General features: G+C 69.5%; 20 protein-coding genes and 3 pseudogenes. 9 read left to right on the top strand and 14 right to left on the bottom strand.

Annotated elements, in window-relative coordinates; all coding sequences use genetic code 11:
- Nucleotides 1–510 precede the first annotated feature (510 nt).
- Nucleotides 511–1605, top strand: a complete 1095-nt coding sequence (locus QOL88_RS38035; protein WP_097222721.1) for an extracellular catalytic domain type 1 short-chain-length polyhydroxyalkanoate depolymerase — start codon at nt 511–513, stop codon at nt 1603–1605.
- On the opposite strand, the gene QOL88_RS38030 is transcribed toward QOL88_RS38035, so the two are convergent.
- The 3 genes from QOL88_RS38030 to QOL88_RS38020 all read right to left on the bottom strand — a co-directional run bounded on the left by QOL88_RS38030 (nt 1595) and on the right by QOL88_RS38020 (nt 2788).
- Nucleotides 1595–1978 carry a VOC family protein gene (locus tag QOL88_RS38030; protein ID WP_097223383.1) on the bottom strand — a complete coding sequence of 128 codons (384 nt, stop codon included), beginning with the start codon at nt 1976–1978 and terminating at the stop codon, nt 1595–1597. The genes QOL88_RS38035 and QOL88_RS38030 overlap by 11 nt on opposite strands.
- Nucleotides 1979–2098: 120 nt before the next feature.
- Entirely contained in the window at nt 2099–2266 is a 168-nt protein-coding gene (locus tag QOL88_RS38025; RefSeq protein ID WP_097222720.1) for a hypothetical protein, read from the bottom strand.
- Nucleotides 2267–2323: 57 nt separating this feature from the next.
- A complete protein-coding gene (locus QOL88_RS38020) occupies nt 2324–2788 on the bottom strand; it encodes an ATP-binding protein (RefSeq protein ID WP_097222719.1) in 465 nt (154 codons plus the stop codon).
- A gap of 165 nt (nt 2789–2953) precedes the next feature.
- On the opposite strand from QOL88_RS38020, the gene QOL88_RS38015 reads away from it, so the two are divergent.
- The 4 genes and pseudogenes from QOL88_RS38015 to QOL88_RS38000 all read left to right on the top strand — a co-directional run.
- Complete coding sequence (locus QOL88_RS38015; RefSeq protein ID WP_257028017.1) at nt 2954–3325, top strand: STAS domain-containing protein; 372 nt, start codon at nt 2954–2956, stop codon at nt 3323–3325.
- Nucleotides 3326–3399: 74 nt separating this feature from the next.
- Nucleotides 3400–4248: a class I SAM-dependent methyltransferase gene (locus tag QOL88_RS38010; protein WP_097222717.1), complete on the top strand. Its 849-nt coding sequence runs from the start codon at nt 3400–3402 to the stop codon at nt 4246–4248.
- Between the two features lie 306 nt (nt 4249–4554).
- Nucleotides 4555–5031 (top strand): ATP-binding protein, encoded by a 477-nt coding sequence (locus QOL88_RS38005; protein WP_097223382.1) that lies wholly within the window; start codon nt 4555–4557, stop codon nt 5029–5031.
- Between the two features lie 472 nt (nt 5032–5503).
- Nucleotides 5504–5962, top strand: a pseudogene (locus QOL88_RS38000) (GtrA family protein); the annotation flags it as partial.
- 84 nt (nt 5963–6046) lie between these two features.
- Here QOL88_RS38000 and infA read toward each other — a convergent pair.
- The 4 genes and pseudogenes from infA to QOL88_RS37980 all read right to left on the bottom strand — a co-directional run.
- Nucleotides 6047–6271: a translation initiation factor IF-1 gene (infA, locus tag QOL88_RS37995; protein WP_007386266.1), complete on the bottom strand. Its 225-nt coding sequence runs from the start codon at nt 6269–6271 to the stop codon at nt 6047–6049.
- Nucleotides 6268–7059, bottom strand: coding sequence for a GNAT family N-acetyltransferase (locus QOL88_RS37990; RefSeq protein WP_097222716.1), 792 nt, complete (start codon nt 7057–7059; stop codon nt 6268–6270). Before QOL88_RS37990 ends, infA begins: the two co-directional genes overlap by 4 nt.
- A gap of 210 nt (nt 7060–7269) precedes the next feature.
- Nucleotides 7270–7461: pseudogene (locus QOL88_RS37985) on the bottom strand (SAM-dependent methyltransferase); the annotation flags it as partial.
- A 43-nt stretch (nt 7462–7504) separates the two neighbouring features.
- Nucleotides 7505–7653, bottom strand: a pseudogene (locus QOL88_RS37980) (Crp/Fnr family transcriptional regulator); the annotation flags it as partial.
- A gap of 87 nt (nt 7654–7740) precedes the next feature.
- Here QOL88_RS37980 and QOL88_RS37975 point away from each other — a divergent pair.
- Nucleotides 7741–8652: a helix-turn-helix domain-containing protein gene (locus QOL88_RS37975; RefSeq protein WP_097222715.1), complete on the top strand. Its 912-nt coding sequence runs from the start codon at nt 7741–7743 to the stop codon at nt 8650–8652.
- A 25-nt stretch (nt 8653–8677) separates the two neighbouring features.
- Here QOL88_RS37975 and QOL88_RS37970 read toward each other — a convergent pair whose 3' ends face one another.
- Nucleotides 8678–9202: a hypothetical protein gene (locus QOL88_RS37970; RefSeq protein WP_257028016.1), complete on the bottom strand. Its 525-nt coding sequence runs from the start codon at nt 9200–9202 to the stop codon at nt 8678–8680.
- Nucleotides 9203–9318: 116 nt separating this feature from the next.
- Between QOL88_RS37970 and QOL88_RS37965 the strand changes: the two genes are divergently transcribed.
- A complete protein-coding gene (locus QOL88_RS37965) occupies nt 9319–9801 on the top strand; it encodes a GNAT family N-acetyltransferase (RefSeq protein ID WP_179879077.1) in 483 nt (160 codons plus the stop codon).
- Here the strand turns inward: QOL88_RS37965 and QOL88_RS37960 are convergent.
- Nucleotides 9795–10709 (bottom strand): LysR family transcriptional regulator, encoded by a 915-nt coding sequence (locus QOL88_RS37960; protein ID WP_097222713.1) that lies wholly within the window; start codon nt 10707–10709, stop codon nt 9795–9797. The genes QOL88_RS37965 and QOL88_RS37960 overlap by 7 nt on opposite strands.
- Before the next feature lie 79 nt (nt 10710–10788).
- On the opposite strand from QOL88_RS37960, the gene QOL88_RS37955 reads away from it, so the two are divergent.
- Nucleotides 10789–11781, top strand: a complete 993-nt coding sequence (locus tag QOL88_RS37955; RefSeq protein WP_097222712.1) for an EamA family transporter — start codon at nt 10789–10791, stop codon at nt 11779–11781.
- A gap of 8 nt (nt 11782–11789) precedes the next feature.
- Nucleotides 11790–12464, top strand: a complete 675-nt coding sequence (locus QOL88_RS37950) for an NAD(P)-dependent oxidoreductase (protein ID WP_097223380.1) — start codon at nt 11790–11792, stop codon at nt 12462–12464.
- Here the strand turns inward: QOL88_RS37950 and QOL88_RS37945 are convergent.
- The 5 genes from QOL88_RS37945 to QOL88_RS37925 form a co-directional block, all read right to left on the bottom strand.
- The gene (locus tag QOL88_RS37945; RefSeq protein ID WP_257028015.1) at nt 12456–13895 is read right to left on the bottom strand and encodes a serine/threonine protein kinase; all 1440 of its coding nucleotides are present in this window, start codon (nt 13893–13895) and stop codon (nt 12456–12458) included. The two genes, QOL88_RS37950 and QOL88_RS37945, sit on opposite strands and share 9 nt — an antisense overlap.
- Before the next feature lie 697 nt (nt 13896–14592).
- Nucleotides 14593–15579, bottom strand: a complete 987-nt coding sequence (locus QOL88_RS37940; RefSeq protein ID WP_097222710.1) for a BtrH N-terminal domain-containing protein — start codon at nt 15577–15579, stop codon at nt 14593–14595.
- 90 nt (nt 15580–15669) lie between these two features.
- On the bottom strand, nt 15670–17448 hold the full coding sequence (locus QOL88_RS37935) for a carbamoyltransferase family protein (RefSeq protein WP_097222709.1): 1779 nt from the start codon (nt 17446–17448) through the stop codon (nt 15670–15672).
- 15 nt (nt 17449–17463) lie between these two features.
- Nucleotides 17464–17859 (bottom strand): pentapeptide repeat-containing protein, encoded by a 396-nt coding sequence (locus tag QOL88_RS37930; protein WP_031106464.1) that lies wholly within the window; start codon nt 17857–17859, stop codon nt 17464–17466.
- Between the two features lie 15 nt (nt 17860–17874).
- Nucleotides 17875–18912: a BtrH N-terminal domain-containing protein gene (locus QOL88_RS37925; protein WP_097222708.1), complete on the bottom strand. Its 1038-nt coding sequence runs from the start codon at nt 18910–18912 to the stop codon at nt 17875–17877.
- Between the last annotated feature and the right edge of the window lie 3 nt (nt 18913–18915).

The raw sequence follows: 18915 nt of genomic DNA, 5'->3' as shown, positions 1-18915 counted from the left end.
GCGTGAGCCTCCACCGTCGTGAACAGGGATGCGCGGGAGGCTATGGCGCGGTTTCGCGGCCACATATGGGGCCGGCGAACACCATTCGGGGCGGCGGCGTAGCTGTCGGCACCACCCGGCGCTGAGCGGAGCGGTCCTGCCGTTGCGGTGGGGCGGCCCGGTAGCTCCTGCCTTGCCTTGGGGGGCCTGCGCGTTCGGGGCCGGCCAGGCGACGATCGAGCGTCCTGGGCGGCTCCTGCTGCCGTACCGTGTCCGCTCCCGCCATACACGGTCCTGTACGAGCCGGGACATGTTCTGCCCTCACACAGGTTCCCGCCATACGTGGCTGCCCCACCCATGCCGCCCCCGGCCCGCGAACGCCGATGATGCACGGCACACGCTGCTCGCCGCTCCCCCGGCACCGGCACCGGCACCGGCACCGGCACCGGCGAGATTCCGCCACGTCAGGAGGCAGTCGTCATGGGACAGTCGCACCCTGCGTTCCGCTTCTCCCGGACCCTCTGTCGAGGCATGCGCCGATGGGCGACCGCCGCCGGGGCTCTGGCCCTGACCGGCGGGCTGCTCGCCGCCGCACCCCAGGCATCCGCCGCGGGCCTCACCCAGGTCACCGGGTTCGGCACCAACCCCGGCAACCTGTCGATGTACACCTACGCACCGGACGCATTGCCGGCCGGCGCCCCTCTGGTCGTCGCCCTGCACGGCTGCACGCAGAACGCGAACGACTATTACGCGCACTCCGGCTGGCCCAAGCTCGCCGACGCGTACGGTTTCGCGCTGGTCCTGCCCCAGACGAGCAGCGCCAACAACGCCAACTCCTGTTTCAACTGGTTCGAGCCGGGCGACAGCGGACGCGGTCGGGGCGAGGCACTGTCGATCAAGCAGATGGTGGACAAGGCCGTCGCGCTCCACGGTGGCGACACCCGGCGCGTCTACATCACCGGCCTGTCCGCGGGCGGCGCCATGACGGCGAACATGCTGGCCGCCTACCCCGACGTCTTCGCGGGCGGGGCCATCGGCTCCGGACTGCCCGCCCGCTGCGCGAGCAGTGTGTCCACGGCGTACACCTGCATGTACAGCCCGCCGGACAAGAGCCCCGCCCAATGGGGGGACTTGGTGCGTTCCACCGCTCCGGCCGGCACGAACTCCTGGCCGCGCGTGGCGATCTGGCAGGGCACCGCCGACACCACTGTGAGGCCCGCCAACGCCACGGAGCTGCGCGACCAGTGGACGAACGTGTGGGGCATCGGCCAGACGCCCTCCCGTACCGAGAGCCTCGGCGGGGGCACCACGCTGAGTGTCTACGACGACGCCTCCGGCCGCTCCGCCGTCGAGGTCTACACCGTCTCCGGCATGGGGCACGGGCTGGCTGTCGACCCGGGCAGCGGCGCCGAACAGTGCGGCAGCGCCGGCACGTACTACCTCGACACCATCTGCTCCAGCTACCACACCGCCCGCTTCTGGGGGCTCGACGGCAACGAGGACACCGGCTCCCTGCCCGCCCCCACCGGGCCGATTCCTGCGACCTCAGCTCTGTGCCTCGGAATCCAGGCGCGCAAGCCCCTGTTGGCACCCTCGCCGTCGCCGACGGATACTGCTATTCGCTGAGCATCACGCTTTCACGCGTGAGGAGACAGAAGGGGTGCCCCACCGGGTCCGCGTACACGCGATAGCCGATCGGCTTGTCCGACCCTTCGAGCAGCGTGGCACCAAGGGCGAGCACTTTCGGTTCGGCCAGGTCCAAGTCGTCGACCATCACGTCGACATGCATCTGGGCCGGACGTTCGGGATCACTCCACCGCGGCGCCCGGAAAGCGTCGACGCGCTGGAAGGTGACGGTCTCGGTGCCGGTCGTGTTCTGGAGCACTACGTAGTCGGTCGTGTCCACGACTCGCGGAAGCGACAGCAGGACCTCGTAGAAGCCGGCGAGCTCGGACGGGTCGGGGCAGTCGATGACGAGGGAGAACAGGCGTCCGATCATGTCGATCACTATGCAGCATCGCGTAGGAAGTACAGCTACGTAGCGGCGGACCGGCAGTGGACACCCTGGGTGCTCTGCAGATCCGCTGAAGGGATGCCACCGGATCTGCAGAGCGTGAGGTCATCGTCTGCGGGCCCAGCCGCCACCGACTCCGGCCACCTGCAGAGCGAGGCACAACAGTCCCAGCAACATGACGTTCGTCGAAGAGAACACATCGTTGGTGCTGATCTCCGCCGCGTTGATCAGAAACGCAAAGAAGAACAGCACCGCCGCGACTATGCCGAGCATGAAACGAGCTCCTCTCATAGGGGGTGAAGCCCGTATGCCCCGCCTCCGCCCTCGCAGTCACCCTTGCGGTGCCTTGGACGCGTCGGGCAGCACGATGCGGGCTGCGATGCGCTTGCCGACCGTCTCCTGATGGACGGACAGGGCGTCGGTCACCGCCTTGACGATCTCCAGGCCGTGGCCGCCGATCCGGCCGGGATCAGCCGTTCGGGCTGCGGGAACCGTGGGATCGCTGTCCCATACGACGACTTCCACTGCCCGCGCGGTCAGGCCCAGTTCCACCAGGATGGGCCCGGGAGCGTACTTGTAGGCGTTGGTGACCAGTTCGCTGACCACCAGCTGGGTGAGTTGCTTCGCGCGTGCGGGCACCGTCAGGCCATAGTCTGCGCCGGCCTGTTGCAGGAAGGCGATGGCGCGTTGGCGGGCGTCCGCGATGCAACCGTCGTCGCCGCCCAGGGCGAAACCCACACGTATCAGATGTTGTTCCAGCGTCGTACGCCCATCACCGTCGGTCTCGGATTCCACTGACCCTCGCCTTCCCCGTTCGTCAGCCGGTACCCCGCGTCCTGCCGTGCATGCCCGCCCTCCGAGGTCACGACGGTCACGCGGGTGCATGCGGCCGGAGCCACGGGGCAGGATCACCGGAACGCGTCCCGTCCTGGGGGCACCTAGATCGCAGTCGAGGAAACAGTGGCCCACACGGAAAGAACGGACCGGCGCGGGCACCTCCATGCCGAGCATCGCGAGGTCGAGGGCATCCGCGTCGTGACGCTGCGGGGCGAGATCGACCACGACGTCCAGGACGTGCTCAGCGAGGCCCTCCTCACAAAGGGCGGGGCCGTGCCGCCGCGGATAGTCGCCGACCTCTCCGGTGTCACCTTCATGGACTCCAGCGGCATCAACGTCTTCGTCGCCACCCACCAAAAGGTCAGCAGCGCGGACGGATGGGTGCGGATCGCCGGCGCCCAACCGTCCGTCCTTCGCGTCCTGCAACTGGTCGGCATCGACACCCTCATCACCTGCCACCCCACCCCCGAGCAGGCCCTCCACCCCGACCTCTGACCCGCGTGACTCTGTCCCTGAGAGCACGGCTTGGCTCACCAGGCCCCCAGGAATCGCTCCTCTAGGCCGGCGCGGTGACTGATGAGCAGGAGCGGGTGCAGCCGTCGGGGGTGTGGGCAACGGCGGTGGGCGTGGCCAGGGTTCGGGCTCTGGAGACCGAGCGGGAGGACGCGTTGTTCCGCGACCCGCTGGCACAGGCCTTCGCCGCTGCCGGCGGCCTGTGGCCCTCCTCGCCGCCGCTGCCCGACGAGGTCGCGCGACGCCGTCGGCGGGCCGTGTCGTTCTCCATCGTCATCAGGACGAAGTTCCTCGACGACCTGTTGCGGCGGGCCGCCGCGTCCGGGGTCCGGCAGGTCGTGCTGCTCGGTGCCGGCATGGACAGCCGGGCCTTCCGGATGAACTGGCCCGAGGGCACCCGGCTGTTCGAGGTCGACACCGCCGCCCCGCTGGACTTCAAGGCTTCGGTGCTGCGCCAGGAGCGAGCCGTGGCGCGCTGCGAGCGGATCACCGTCGCGGTGGATCTGCGGGAGGACTGGCCTGGCGCGCTGGCCGCCGCGGGGCACGACCCGGCCTTGCCGACCGCGTGGATCGCCGAAGGACTGCTGATCTATCTGCCGGTGGACGCGGTGGAGCTGCTGCTGGCCCGGATCAGCGCGCAGTCGGCGGCGGGCAGTCGGATGGGGCTGACGTTGGGCTCGCGTGGCGTGATCGAGCGCTTCGGCGCGGACGCCGTGCCGGGATCGGCGGCGTCCCTGTGGGTCTCGGAGATGCCCGACGACCCGGTCGGCTGGCTGGCCGGGCATGGCTGGGAAGCCGACAGCCACACCCTGCGTGAGCGCGCTGCCGCCTACGGCCGCCCGATCGGTACCCCGCCGCAGCGCGATGAGCGACCCGGCGGACTGATCTCGGCGGTCCGCCGGTAGAGCACTTCACGGTTCCCTGGGCGCTCGATTCCAAGGAGCCTGATGAGTGAAGCCACCGAAGCTCCCGCAGGAACGGACGGTCGGCATCCCGCGAAGCGGTCCGGGTTTGCCTCGCAACCGCGCCAGCCGGGCGGACCGGAGCATCGGATCCCTTCGCCGAGGACGACCTCGCGATCCTCGACGCCCGCCAACCGTGACGGACGCGCATCAGTGATATCGCACACGGTCGGTCATTGGCATTGCACGCGAGTTTGTGGGTATGCGCGGCACGTGCTGGACAAAGGACTGAAGGACACGGCGAACTGCATGGACCATGAAGAGGCAGGTGACGAGCGGCATCCGCTGGCCACCAGTGCCATATCCATGTCCGCGGCGTTCGAGGACGACACGGGCATCGCTGAAGCCCGGGACATGGCCCACACCTTCCTGACCCGGGTGCAGGCCGTACATGGCCTTCCGGTCTCCGGCCGGGCCATCGGCATGGTGCAGCTCGTGGTCAGCGAGCTGGTCACCAACGCCCGCAAGTACGCCCCCGGCCCCTGCCTGCTCAGTCTCGAGATCGCCGACGGGGCCGCGCGGATCAGCGTGTGGGACAGCAGCACCACCCTGCCTTCGATCCTCGCTCCCGACCCCAGCCGGATCGGCCAGCACGGCCTGGAGATCGTGGCCGCCATCTGCGTCGGCTTCGCCATCCACCGTGAGCCGGTCGGCAAACGCATCACCGCCGACGTGATGCTCGCCGACGACCCCGGCGGGGCCCCGGCCGGCCGCCAGATGCTGTAACCCGGCGCGGCTGCGGCAGTGCCAGCCCGCCGGGGGTCAGCACGGGCCTGATCTGCCTTCTCGTCAGAGTGTTCACGAGACACGCTGCCGTTCGTGTCGAGCGCCGCCGGGCCCTGCGGCAGTACCGGCTGAAGCGGCGGCCGGCTCGGGGAGCGGGTGAAACATGGAGTGATGACCGCTCCGTGCCTATGACGCGCCGGCCCCGGCCCGCGCTCGATCCCTCCCGCGCAAGACGGGCGCCTTGGCCCGCGCGGAAGCTGCCACGGCCCGCTGACGGATCGACGGCGGCACGCATAGCCTTCACTTCCATCAATTGCAACGGCGAGTGACGCACTCATTGCATTACCCCGCATGCATTGCAATGATTTCAAGGCCTTGACATGCATAAATGAAAATCTCAGGCAACAACTCCTTTGCCTCGACCGTGAACGCAACGTAGCGTTTCCATATACAGAAACGAGCGGGGGGCAACATGGAGACAGCGCAGAGACAGCAAGAGGCGGCACCGGACACGCTCACCGCCTTCGTCCGCTTTGTGCTCTGCGGCGGTGGGGTGGGCGTCGCCTCCAGCTTCGCCGTCGTGGCCCTCGCCGCATGGGTCCCCTGGATGGTGGCCAACGCCCTGATCACCACGGTGTCCACGCTCCTCGCCACCGAGTTGCACGCCCGGTTCACCTTCGGCGCAGCCCGGCACGCGACCTTGCGTCAGCATGCGCAGTCGGCCGGGTCGGCAGTGGCCGCGTATGCGGTGACCTGCGGGGCGATCTACGTCCTGCATCAACTGGTGGTGACACCCGGTGCGGAGGTAGAGCAGGTCGTCTACCTGTCCGCGTCCGCACTCGCCGGTGTCGCACGATTCGCCGTCCTGCGGCTTGTCGTCTTCACGCGGCACCTGTCGCGGACCACGGCCAGTGCCCGCACCGTCGTCCCGTGCGAGCCGTCGTCGCGGCCCTGGTCACGGGAACGCCGTGACCAGGGCCCCTGGATCAGCGACCGCGGTTGGTGCCGACTGCCGCTAGTTGCGGTACCGGAACACGATCCGGCCGCGCGTCAGGTCGTACGGCGGGAGCTCCACCAGCACCCGGTCCTCCAGCATGATCTTGATGTAGTTCTTGCGGATCTTCCCGCTGATGTGCGCGAGCACCTGGTGGCCGTTCTCGAGCTCCACGGTGAACATGGCGCTGCGCAGGCACTCGACGACCTTGCCCTCGACCTCGATGACGTTCTTGTTCCTCGTCATCGCACGAGCTCCAGGTTGCTGCTCATGGGCCGGGCGCCGATGCCCTCGAACAGCGCCGAGGCCGCTTGACTACACTCTTGGACTTCCGCCCAGGCCGCGGTGGTCCCGGAGTGGTGCAGCGTCCCCAGCGCGTGGGCGAGCAGCGCCCGCGCGATGCCGCGGCGCTGCTCGCCGGCCCGGACCGCGACCAGCCCGATGCGCGGCCGTTTCATCCTCACCACCCGGATCAACCCCAGGTAGCGGTCCGGCGCCGCGGCCACCGCGTACTTCGACGGGTCGACGATCGTGTCGCCTTCGGGGCAGGGAACCACCTCCGCGGGCATCGACTGCCACCCGACGGTCGCCTCGACTTCGTCACGGATGGCGCGGTCCACCGCCCGCAGCAGACTCACGTCCACCTGACCGGCGGGCACGATCGTCACGCCCGGAGGTGGCAGGACTTCGTCCAGACCTGTGACCCTCGGGTCGGTCGGCACGACGTACTCCCACTCGCGGCGCCGGATCGTGAACCCGGCCCGCCTCCAGCCGGCCGTCAGCTCGACGTCGGCTTCGTCGACCAGCGTGTACAGCGGTGACGGCAGTTCCGCCAGCATCGCCTCGGCCAGTAGGTCGAAGGCCACGTCGTGCCAGGCGTCGATGCTGACGAACAACCGTCCGTCGGGCCGACGTTGGGCATGCGCGCGGCCGACCACCAGGTCGTCGTCCAGTGCGTGCCATTGCCTGTCAGCGACGCGCGTGATCATCACGGCGTTCTCGCCCAGGCCAGAAGTGAAGGGCTTTGTGTTCATCGGAGTCTCCTTCCAGGAGTGCCTCGATCTCAGGCGCTCCTGGCGACACCGAACGTCAGCCGCCGGACCGTGACGGGTTGAGGGAGCTCCCACGGGTAACTGCGTTCACGGGGCTCACCTCCATACGACGATTTCACGGTCCACCGCGAAAGTAGCAGTGGGTCGCCGTCTCACTCAAAGCCTTTTTCTCCAAGTCGCCCTGCACGCCCAAGTCGCCCGGCACGCCCGGGTCGCGGGGCCGTCGGGGGTGAGGTCGACGATGGTCTGCGGCACGAGCCGGTTGTCGGCCTTGGCGCGCAGATACTCACGCCGGGAGTGGATGTTGCACTCGAAGTGGGCGTTGATCTGGGAGACCCACTTCGGCGGCTGGCCGTAGCGGGGGTTCCAGCTGGTGAGGAGGGTGCCGGAGGTCTCGGCGGTGACGTGCTGCCGTGGCGGGCATCGGCGCGGGACTGCCGCGCTCGGCGAGGACGTCGCCGGCCGCGAAGTCGTGCTGCGCGCAGCGGTCGGCGAGGGCGGCGAGGACGCCCGTCGCAGCCGCCGGTTGACCCGGTAGGCGCCGCCTTCGGCCTCGACCCGGGGCAGCATCCGCAGTGACACTTTGGTGGATGCGGTCTATCGGAGCGTGAGGTGAGATCGGCACTTGAGTCTCCAGCGACCGGAGGGTCCAGGATCTCGCCCATGGATGACGAACGCCCCGACGTGCTCACCATCGGCCGACTCGCGCACCGCACCGGACTTTCGGTGCGCACCCTGCGCTTCTGGTCGGACGAGGGAGCGGTGCCGCCCGTGGCCCGCTCCGCGAGCGGCTACCGGCTGTACGACGCCGGGTCCGTGGCCCGTGTCGAGCTGGTCCGCACTCTTCGGGAGCTGGGCCTCGGGCTCGACGAGGTGTGCCGGGTGCTGAGCGGCCGGACCACGGTCGCGGAGGTCGCCGACGCGCATGTGGCGGCGCTCGATGCGCAGATCCGCTCCCTCAAGGTGAGCCGGGCCGTCCTGTCCACCGTGGCAACCCGTGGTTCCACCGCTGAGGAGACCGCACTGATGAACCGGTTGGCGCGGCTTTCCGCCGCCGAACGCAAGCAGGTCGTCGATGAGTTCAAGGAGGAGGTGTTCGGCGGTCTCGACGTCGAGCCGCGCGTGCGCGACCGCTTGCGCGCCTACAGCGTCGACCTGCCCGACGATCCGACTCCCGAGCAGGTCGACGCCTGGATCGAACTGGCCGAACTGGTGGGGGACCCCGCCTTCCGCGCCCGGCTGCGCACGTGGATGGAGCTCAACACGCCCGTACCGGGGCAGGGTCGTCCTGCCGGGGCGTCCATCTGGTGGGCCAGGCAGGTGGTGCAGACCGTCGCGGCAGCCCGACAGCGCGGGGTCGCCCCCGAGGACCCGGAGGCGGGCGACATGCTGTCCGAGCTGTTCGGCGACACCGACCGGGCCGCCGTACTGCGCGGCCTGGAGGCCGGGATCGAGGCAGGGGCGGAGCGCTACCGCACGCTCGTCGCCCGTGTGCGCGGGCAGGACGCGTCGCCCGACGCGACCGAGGAACTGGAGTGGCTGGCGCGGGCCCTGCGCACCGCAGATCGAGCCTGACCGGCGTATCCCGCTGCGGGCTTGGTCAGCCCGCCGCGCGCCACCACGCGGGAGACACGCTGAGGCTCCAGACCTCGCCCGCCTGCCGTGGAGCGTGTTCCTCCGCGCGGACGAAGATCCGCACGCCCGACTCGGGCACCCGGTAGCGGTGCATGTCTCGCGACGTGCCGTCCTCGTCCGGCTCGGGGTCGAGCGAGCAGCCGAGCCCGGCGATCGCGGCGGCCAGGTCCGCGAAGCGCGTCGAGGGCGCGAACGCGCCGTACGCTTGACGCAGGGCCGCCGGTACGGACGACTCGGTGTCCCGCCGCAAGCGGTGCACCTGCACGCTCACCCCGAAGCAGGGCCAGGCGCCGTCCTCCTCCTGGAACGACAGCTCCACGAGCCCGTAGTCCCGGCGCAGCAGGCTTCCGTCCTCGGCGTCGAGGAAGTCGGCGCCGAGCTTGGTCTCCCATACGGCGGGCTGCATGCCGACGCCCGCGCCCAACACGTCGCCGCGGGTGGCGACGCGGGCGTAGAAGGCCAGGTCGGAGATCTGCGTCCTCCCCCTCACTTCGCTCGGCGCCTCGGGGTCGCTCCCCAAAAGTTACCGGGCGGTAGCTTATCGCTCGGTGTGCCCGGTGCGCAGCGGGAACACCCCGTCCCGTCGGGCTGCGTAAGATGCTCCGTATGCAGGTGCGCAGTACATCCATGCGCGGCGGGATCGTCATACGCCGGGCTGTGGCCCGGGACGCCAAGCGGCTCACGCGACTCGTGCGCGGCTCGCGTGCCTACGAGGGGCAGTACGCGGCGATGGTCGCGGACTACCGCGTCGGGCCCGACTACGTCGAGACGCATCGGGTCTTCGTGGCTGTCGACGCCGGTGACTCCGCGGGCCGGGTGCTCGGCTTCTACTCGTTGGTCCTCGTGCCACCGGAGCTGGACCTGCTCTTCATCGAGGACGGGATGCAGGGACGCGGCATCGGGCGGTTGCTGGTCGAGCACATGAAGTCCGAGGCCCGCGCGGCGGGGTTGGACCGCGTCCGGGTGGTGTCGCATCCTCCGGCCGAGGGGTTCTACCGCAGCGTGGGCGCGCTGCTCACCGGGACCGTCTCCGCGAACCCGCCCGCCGTGGCCTGGGACCGGCCCGAGCTGGAATTCTTGATTCAGTAGTCGCCGACCGAAGCCTGGTCCTGGGGCGCTCCCACCCCGAGCACGTCGAGCATCGCCCGCGTGGCCGGGCTGGGGTTGAAGCGATTCCACACCAGGTACTCGGTCCGGCGCGGCCCGTCGGCCAGGGGGATCAACGTCAGGTCGGGGTCGCCGGCGGCCCGCGGCCGGATGAACGCCGACGGCAGCAGCGCGATGCCGAGCCCCCGTGCGACCAGCCGGGTGATCAGCTCTACGACGCCGGCCTCATAGGCGACGTCGCGGACCAGGCCGGCGGCGACGAACGCCTGATCGGACTGGGCCCGGGCCGGCGTCCCGCTCACGAAGTCCACGAACGTCTCTTCGGTGATCTCCTTGAGCGTGACCTGGGAGGCGCCCGCCAGCCGGTGCCCGGCCGACACCACCAGTACATGCTCGTCGTGACCGAGAGCGACGGTCTCCACACCGACGGGCGGTTCACTCTGCGGCACACCGAGAAAGGCGATGTCCAGCTCGCCCCTGCGTACCGCCGCCGCCAGTTCATCGCTACGACCGGAACGGAGGGCGACGCGGACGTCCGGGTGCTGGGCGCGGTACGTCTGGAGCAGCTCGGGTACGTCGACGGCAGCCGTTGTCACGATCACGCCGACGGAGATCCGTCCGCGTATCACCCCGGTCGCGGCGGCGGCGTCGGCAGCCGCGCGGTCGGCGGCGGCCAGGCACTCGCGGGCGCCGGCGACGAACGCCGTTCCCGCAGGTGTCAGTTCGACGCGCCGGCTGGACCGGGCGAACAGCTTGACCCCGAGCTCTCGTTCCAGACCTGCGATCCGGTGACTCAGTGACGACTGCACCACGAAGCAGCGCTCCGCGGCGCGGGTGAAATTGCGGGTTTCGGCGACGGCGACGACGTAGCGCATCTGCTGGAGATCCACGCCGTCATGATTCTGGTTCATGGTTGCGATGACAAGCATGTGTTGGACGCATGCACGGGTTCTTCTCAGACTTCAACCCATGCACATTTCGACCGAACGGGCACCTGCCCCGCCACGGATCCCCTCCGCGCACCATGTGCCCACCATCGCGTTGACCGCCCTCGCCCCCGCGTCCTGGGGCACCACGTACGTCGTCACCACGGAACTGCTCCCGCCCGGCCATCCGCTGTTCGCCGGCATGCTCCGGGCCCTGCCCGGCGGGCTGCTCGCGCTGGCGATCACCCGAGCACTCCCCCGCGGCGGCTGGTGGTGGAAGGCCACCGTCCTCGGCGCGCTCAACATCGGCGCCCTGTACCCGCTCCTGTTCATCGCGGCCGAACGACTCCCGGGCGGTGTCGCCGCCACCCTCGGCGCCGGCCAGCCGCTGATGGTCGCCGGGTTGGCCGTCGCGATGCTCCACATCAGGCCGACGGCCTGGCGACTGGCCTGGGGCGTGCTCGGCATGGTGGGCGTCGGACTCGTCGTGCTGGGTCCGCAGGCCAGGCTGGACGCCGTCGGCGTCCTCGCGGGTCTCAGCGGTACGGCCACCATGGCCGCCGGGATCGTCCTGATCAAACGCTGGGGCCTCCCCGCGGGGATCGGGCCGCTGGCCCTCACCGGTTGGCAACTGACGGCGGGCGGCCTGTTGTTGCTGCCTCTCACACTCGTGATCGAGGGCGCACCGCCACGCGTCGATGCCGGTGCCGTCGGTGGATACCTGTGGCTCGGCGGTGTGGGTGGACTGATCGCGTCCACGCTGTGGTTCCGCGGTATCGGCAAGCTGCCGGTCGGCGCGTCCGCACCGCTGGTGCTGCTGTCCCCGCTGGTCGCGGCCGTCATCGGCGTCGCGCTGGGCGAATCGCTGAGCACGGTGCAGATGTGTGGCTTCGTCCTGGCCCTGGCCGCGTTGCTCGCGGCTCAGCTCGATTCCCCGAAGCCGACCGGCCGCTGGGGCCGTGACCGGCCGGCAACGGCGCGCGCCGAGAAGACCGAATCGCGTGCCGGCGACGTACGAGAAGGAGAGACCCGATGAGGACGGACATGAGGATCGCTGTGCTGGGCGCGACGGGAATGGTCGGCAGCAGGGTGGTCGACGAAGCGAGTGCACGCGGGCTTCAGGTGATCGCCCTGTCTCGGAGACCCGTGGGTCGGACGGGGAGCCCGAACGTGACACCGGTCGCGGTCGACGCCAACGACTCACGCGCCCTGTGCGAGGCGCTCGCGGGCTCCGCCTCCCACGGCGGTGTGGACGCCGTCGTCCTCGCCGTGCGGACCGTGCCGGTCGACGAAAAGTTCCTGGTCGGCACGACCCGTACGGTGCTGGACCTCGCCGCGGAGCTCGGCATCCGCGTCCTGGTGGTCGGCGGCGCCGGGGCCTTGCGCAGCCCCGACGACCCGCATCTGCTGGTCGCCGACAACACGGCGTTCGTGCCTGCCGGCATCAAGGCCGTCGCCGCCGCCGGAATCGCCCAACTGCGAACCTGCCAGTCCCACGCCGAAGCCGATTGGGTCTACCTGAGTCCACCGGCCCTGCTCGAGCCCGGCATACGGACCGGCGGCTATCGACGCGGCACCGACACCCTTCTCATCGGCGCCGACGGCCGCTCCTGGATCAGCGCCGAGGACTTGGCCGTCGCCGTCGTCGACGAACTCGAGAGTCCTGGGCCCGACCACCACGTCACCGTCGTCCACCGCAGCGAACGTCCGTCAACGTGAGCCGGACTTCTTGCCTTTCTGCGTCTTGCGGGCCTGCCCCGGCGGTTGGTCGAGGTCCTTGGCCCTGCCCTTCCCCACAGCCTTGCCCACGGGGTGGGTGGCGCGCGGTGAGCTGTCAACGGGCCGATGGTCGTGGAGCGTTGGTACGGCGTGGCGCAGCGGCTGAACGGGGGCGGAGGGGCTGCGCGAGGGCGGGGTGGCCGGGGCCGAGGACGTGTCGTCGTTGCGAGCAGGGGTGGCCCGGGCGGAGGACGTGTCGTCGTTGTGAGCAGGGGTGTCCGGGCGCGTGGAAGGGGCGACCGGGTCGGGGGCTGACGGGGCCGCTTCGCCGGCGCTGTCGCGGTGTGAAAAGCCGTCGGTGACCAGCAGGCCTGCGGCGACAAGGGCGGCCAGTGCGGCCACCGCCCCTCGCGTGCGAAGGCGGCCTCGTGTGGAGGCGGAGCGGGGCAGGTCCTCTGGGAGGCCTGTTGAGGCGTGCGGGGCGGAGGGTGCTTCCACGACCGGTGTCAAGCTCCGGCGTGTGCAGTCGGCGGGATCTGCGGTTGTGGGAGGTACGGCGCTGAGCGCCGGCCGGGCCACGGAGGCAACAGGGCTTGTCGCGCCCGTGCCGACCAGGCGGGTCAGGGCTCGGGCGCAGTCGCGGGCCGTGGGGCGACCCTGCTCTTCCAGGCTGGTCATGTCCCGCAGCAGGCCGGCGAAGCCCTCGGGCAGAGAGTCCGGGAGGGCGGGCGCGCGGTGCAGGCGCGCTATGGCCGCTTCGAGAGGGCCGCCGTCGTATTCGAGTCGGCCGGTGAGGCATTCGAGGAGGACCAAGCCGAGCGCGTAGATGTCGGCGGGCCGGCCCACCGGTCGGCCCAGCACCTGTTCGGGAGAGAGGTAGGCCGCGGTGCCGGTCATGGTTGCGGTGGCGGTGCGGGTGGTCGCGTCGAGCAGCCGGGAGATGCCGAAGTCCGTGAGATGGGGGCGGCCGGAGGAGTCGAGAATGATGTTGGACGGTTTGACATCCCGGTGGACGATCCCCACCTCGTGGGTGTGAGCCAGCGCTTCGGCCAATGCGGCGCCGAGCGCCGCCGCGGCTTCGCACGACAAGGGTCCCTCGGCGATGCGGGATTTCAGCGTGTGTCCGTCGATCAGTTGCATGACGAGGAAGGCGTCGCCGTCATGGTGTCCGGCGTCGAAGGCGGTCACCAGTCCTGGATGCTGCAATCGGGCGAGGATCTCGGCCTCGCTGCGGAAGATCTCCTCCGTGTCGAAGCCGGTACCGGCGCGGAACATCTTCACAGCGACCGGCCGCCGCAGCCGCAGGTCGAAACCGCGGTACACGTCGGACGCGCCACCCGAACCGATCAGCGCATCCAGACGGTAGCGGCCCGCCAGGATCCGGGCACAGCCCCGGACAGCCCGGGCGCCCCGCACCTCGCTCAATGCCACGACGATCTCCCCACTCCACACACTCGCACCGCTCACCCGCCCGACGTCGACGGGCCGCCGCACGCAAGTACCCACCCGTCCGGCGTTTGCACCATCCCCGTACTGAGTGGTCGGTGGGGCTAACACTTGGCCCAATGGGCCAGCGCGCGTTGGACCTCGCGCCGGCCGCCACCGGCTTCCCAGCATGACGCGTACTTCGATCGGCGGATGTCCGTATGGAGCTGCGCCTCCAGACCATGTTCGCACGGGCGAGCTCGGGGGATGCGTTCTGCTTCGTCGGTGAGGGCGGAGAGGAACGCCTGGTGGTGTACGTGAGCCTCGACGGCGAGGGCGGCCCGATCGCGCGCGGGCTGCCGGAGTCGGTGCGGCTGTCTCTCGTAGCGCCGTGGTGGCGGGACGCTCCCGGGCGGACAGGCACTGAACTCCGGGCCGTCGCCGACGAGTACCGGGAGGACGTACCCGACTTCGACAGTCGACGGGACCGTGCGGCCCGGGCTCTTGGTCTCGACCCGGCCGGGCTGCCGTCCGCCGCGACGGTCCTGGCCCGGCTCGTGGAGCTCGCCTGGGCCCGGTGGCCGCGGAATGTCTCGTCGTCGGGTACGACGGCGATCCGCTCGACCCTCTCTTTGCCCGTGCCGCCCCGCACTCTTGATGTCCCCGCCCCCACCACCATCCCGCCCGACGACAGCGCCCCGGCTCAGCTCGACAGTTCCAGAAGGCGCTGCATCAGGAGCTGCTCCTTGTCTGCGGCCTCATGTACGAGCTTTGACGCGCTGTGGAGGGATTCCCGTGACGACGCGACTCCCGCCTCGTTCAGCAGTCCGGCCACCTCGGTCCACTTCTTCGACACCTCGCGGTACGCGTCCGACACCTCCTGGTATGCGCCGGTGCCGGTGATATCGGCGGTCTCGGCGAGGAACTCCGCCCACATCGTGCGGAACAGGCCGCCGCCGGTTCCCGCGTCCTCCATGATCGTGCAGATCTCGGGCAGGCTGTCGGCGGGCGATTCGAGGTCGTCGAGCCACTGGGGCATCAGGTCGGCGACCTTGTGCATGCCCTTGTATCCGAAGTTGGAGATGGGCGGGTTCAGAAATTCCTCCGCCGCCTTTTTGATGCCTTTGCGTGCGGCTTTCCCCAGATCAGGAAGGCCGCCCTTCGCAAGATCGAGGGTGAAGGCGCGATTGCGGGAACTCATCGGGCCCCGGGCGTTCCGCGCTGTCTCGAGGGATTCCGCCGAGGCCCATTGCAGGCCGAGCGGCTGGGTTTCGACCAGAGCGAAACGGTCGTCGTCGTGGCCGACGCAGGCGACGTAGTGGGCCGCGAACCGGAAGTCGTCGGTGGAGTAGTCGAGGAAATAGCGGTCGAGCTTGAGACCGACAACGGTTCCGGATTCAAGCTCGGCCAGCAGATGTTCCTTCGCCCGCTTCACCGACGACGTCTCGTGAACGGACAGCCGCAACTTCAGCGCATTCGCGAGATTCTCGGACAGCGTGTCGGGCTTGATACGGCCACCGACGAACGGGGTCGGCATCTGCTTCGTCCGCCAGTAGATGAACGACAAACCACCGGCGAGCCCGAAGATGAGCGACTCCGACAAGTCGACCTCTCGCTGCCGCAAGAGATTCACGAGGGTGGTCGACTCACAATGGTTGCCGACGTACGGATCTTCTTCTAAAAGCGACACTTGTTCTGGTCTCCCTTCCTTCGCGTAGAGCGTAGCGCAACCCCCTGAAGTACGATTGCGGACGCCGGAATCAGGGAGGCCTTCACTCGTTCAGATTCGCGAAACGAGGAAGTTGCCGAGGAACAGATGATCCATCTCCGTCTTGAGGAAGCAGGACAGGGCATCCGTGGGCGAGCAGACGATCGGTTCGCCCGCGACGTTGAACGAGGTGTTGATCAGGCAGGGAATCCCGGTCAGGTCGGTGAACTCCCGCAGCAGCCGGGCGAGCAGGGGATTGCTCTGCTCGGTGACCGTCTGGATCCGCGAGGTGGCGTCGACGTGGCAGGCGCCCTGGATCTTTTCCTGGTACTCGGGTCGCACCGGAACCACGAAGGTCATGTAGGGCGAGGACGTCTTCTTGCCGAGTTCGAAGACGTCGGGCGCCAGGTGCTCCAGGACCACGGGGGCGAAGGGCCGGAACTGCTCGCGGTGCTTGATGCGTTCGTTGATGATGTCCTTGATGTCGGGGAACTTCGGGTTGGCCAGGATGCTGCGGTTGCCCAGGGCGCGCGGGCCGTACTCCATACGCCCCTGGAACCATCCGATGACGCAGCGCTCCTGCATCAGGACGGCGGCCTCCCGCGGCACGTCCGCCGGGTCCAGCTCTCGCCAGACGACCTGGTCGGCGAACTGCTGGAGGGCCGCCTGGATCTCCTGACCGTCGTAGCTCGGGCCCAGGTACGGCGACGTGTCGACCCGGGGCGGTGTGCCGGCCCGGCCGCTGGCGAACAGCGCCGCGCCGATGGCCACACCGACGTCGCTGGCACCGAAGCTGACGTCCATCCCGGTGAAGCGTGAACGCTCCAGCAGTTTGCTGTTGTTGACGCAGTTCAGGGCGAGTCCGCCCTCGAAGATCACGCGCGGCAGGTCGCTCCGGGCTTCGAGCGTGCGGATCTGGCCGGCGGTCACGGTCTCGAGCATGTGCTGGGCCGCACTGGCCACGCGGACCCGGTAGTCGAACTCCTCCCGGCCATCGGGATCTCCGCCGAAGATGCGGTCGAAGAGCTCGTAGTAGGCGGGTACGGCGTTCGCCGGGTAGGGAATCCTGTAGGTGCCGTCGGGGCAGGTCTCGACCACGTGCTCGAGGAACGGGTTCGGCTCCGGCGGCGGGCCGTAGCCGGCCAGACCCATCACCTTGTACTCGTCGTTGTTCGGGACGAATCCGAGATAGCGCGTCACCACGGAGAAGAGCATCGCCAGCGAGTGACGCGAGTCGATGGTCATGTCGTCGAAGATCTTCACCTCACCGTCGCGCACCTCGCCCATGATCGCGGACAGCCATTCTGCGCGCCCGTCGCTGACCAGGAACGCCGCGTCCGCGCCGCCCGAGAGGTGGTATCCGGTCATCAGGTGCGCGATGTGGTGCGGGACCCGGACCAGCTTCTCGGGGTTCAGCCTGTGGCCCGTGTGTTCGAGGAAATCGGCCTCGGTCGCGGTCTCGCTGAACATCGCCTCGTGGGTCTCCGCCAGACGCCGCAAGCGCGCGAACTTCTGCTCGACGGACGCCGCGCGGTCCTCGGTGATCTCGGCGATCATCTTGTTCAGCACGTCCTGCGAGAACTGCCAGGAGAAGGCGAAGGTGTCGACGTCGTCGAACGATATCCCGGCCGAATCCAGGCACCAGCGCATCGCGTTGACCGGGAAGCTCGACGTCTTCTTCTCCCGGTTGAGCCGCTCCTCCTCGACGGCGGCGACCAGCTTCCCGTCGACGACGAGCGCAGCGGACGAGTCATGGCCGTACAGCAGATGACGGTCGATGCCGGTGGCGCGAAAGAGGCGTCCGAAGATTTCCGCAGACTTGCCGAATCCGTTGTAGCCCAGAACGATCATGAGGAGCTCCTTTCGCTATGGCCAGATCGTGAGGTAGTCCGAGATCACGGTGGATCGCCGGAAGCCCGCGTCGAGCACCGCGCCGGTCAGATCGGCACCGCTGAGGTCCGCGCCGTCCAGGTTCGCGCCCACGAGGCGGCAGCCGTTCAGCTCGGCCAGGATGAGGTACGCCTCGCACAGATCCGCGCCTTCGAGATTCGCGCCCCTGAGGTCCGCGGACATCAGATACGACTCGGTCAGCACGGCGTCGGTGAAGTCCGCGTCGGCGAGCTCGGCGCCCTGCAGGTCGGCGCCGTGCAGCCGCGCCTTGCGCAGGTCGGGGCGGAAGGGGCCCTGCGCCCGGCGCCGGCGGGCGTGCTCGTTCCAGCGTCGGGGACCCTGGAGCAGTACGGTCTCGTCCTCGGTGGGCATGTGTCGACCTCGCGTCTACAGAGTGGTGAGCGCGCTCAGCGCCCGCTTCTCGACGTCCATCGCGGACCGGGCCGTGTCCGCCACGGCGTCCACCAGCGTTTTGAGATCGCCGCGCGCGGTGGCGGCCCCCGCTGCCAGCAGGGCGGATCCCAGATTCGACCAGAGCCGGCCGCTGTCGAGGAACTGCCCGGCCGCGTCCGCGTAGCGGGTGTCGCCGGTACTGTCGGCGACCCTCGTCAGGTAGCGGCCGATCATCGGGCGGAACAGCCCGCCGCCGGTGCCGAAGGACTCGATCTGCCGGCCCAGGTGCAGCAGTTGACGCGCCAGTGCGTCGGTCCGCACCACGTGGCCGGCCAGGTCCACGTCCTCGACCTCGCCGTGCTTGGACTGCGGCCAGGACGCCGCCGTCGTGGCCAGCAGTTTCATCCCGGGGATGCCCAGGTTCCGGCTGCCCGGCTTGAGGATCTCGCGGCACAGGGTGCGCACGGCCACCGGTCCGACACGGTCCAGTTGCGGAGTTCGCCTCGGCGCGCCGAAGACGTACACCTTCCAGTCCGGGTTCAGCGGCGGCGAGTTGCGGCTGGACCGGGCCGCCTGCAGCTCGGCCGCGCTCACGGTGACGGGTTCGTCGAACGCCGGATCCGACACCTCGAAGGCGTCGGCGCCGAGCGGGCGGACCACGTTGACGAAGTACCCGCCGAAGGAGGTGCGGCCCTCCAGCCCCCAGTACGGAAGCAGGCCGAGGTCCACGCGGGTCATGACGGCCGGTGCCGATGCGAGCAGCTTGGCCAGGCCGTCACCGGACTTCGGCGTGTGCGCGGCGACCTCGACACCCATCAGCCGTGCCGCCCGCAGCGGCATGATCGCCTGCTTGCCGACGACGATGTCCGGCGCGTCGCCGTTCGCCGGGAAGAACGAGAAGCCGAAGCCTCCGTCCAGCCCGAACACGATCTCCTCGTCGACGTCGTAGCCGCCGGCCGCGAGGACGGCGCATTGGCAGGCCGACTCGCAGTGGATGCCCCGCCGGTGGGCGTAGCGGCCGGTGTCGTTCATCGC

It is taken from the genome of Streptomyces sp. Ag82_O1-12, assembly GCF_900182715.1.
Classification (GTDB): Bacteria; Actinomycetota; Actinomycetes; order Streptomycetales; family Streptomycetaceae; genus Streptomyces; species Streptomyces massasporeus.
Note: the sequence above shows the minus strand (reverse complement) of the source record. Positions and strands in the feature narration are given on the sequence as shown.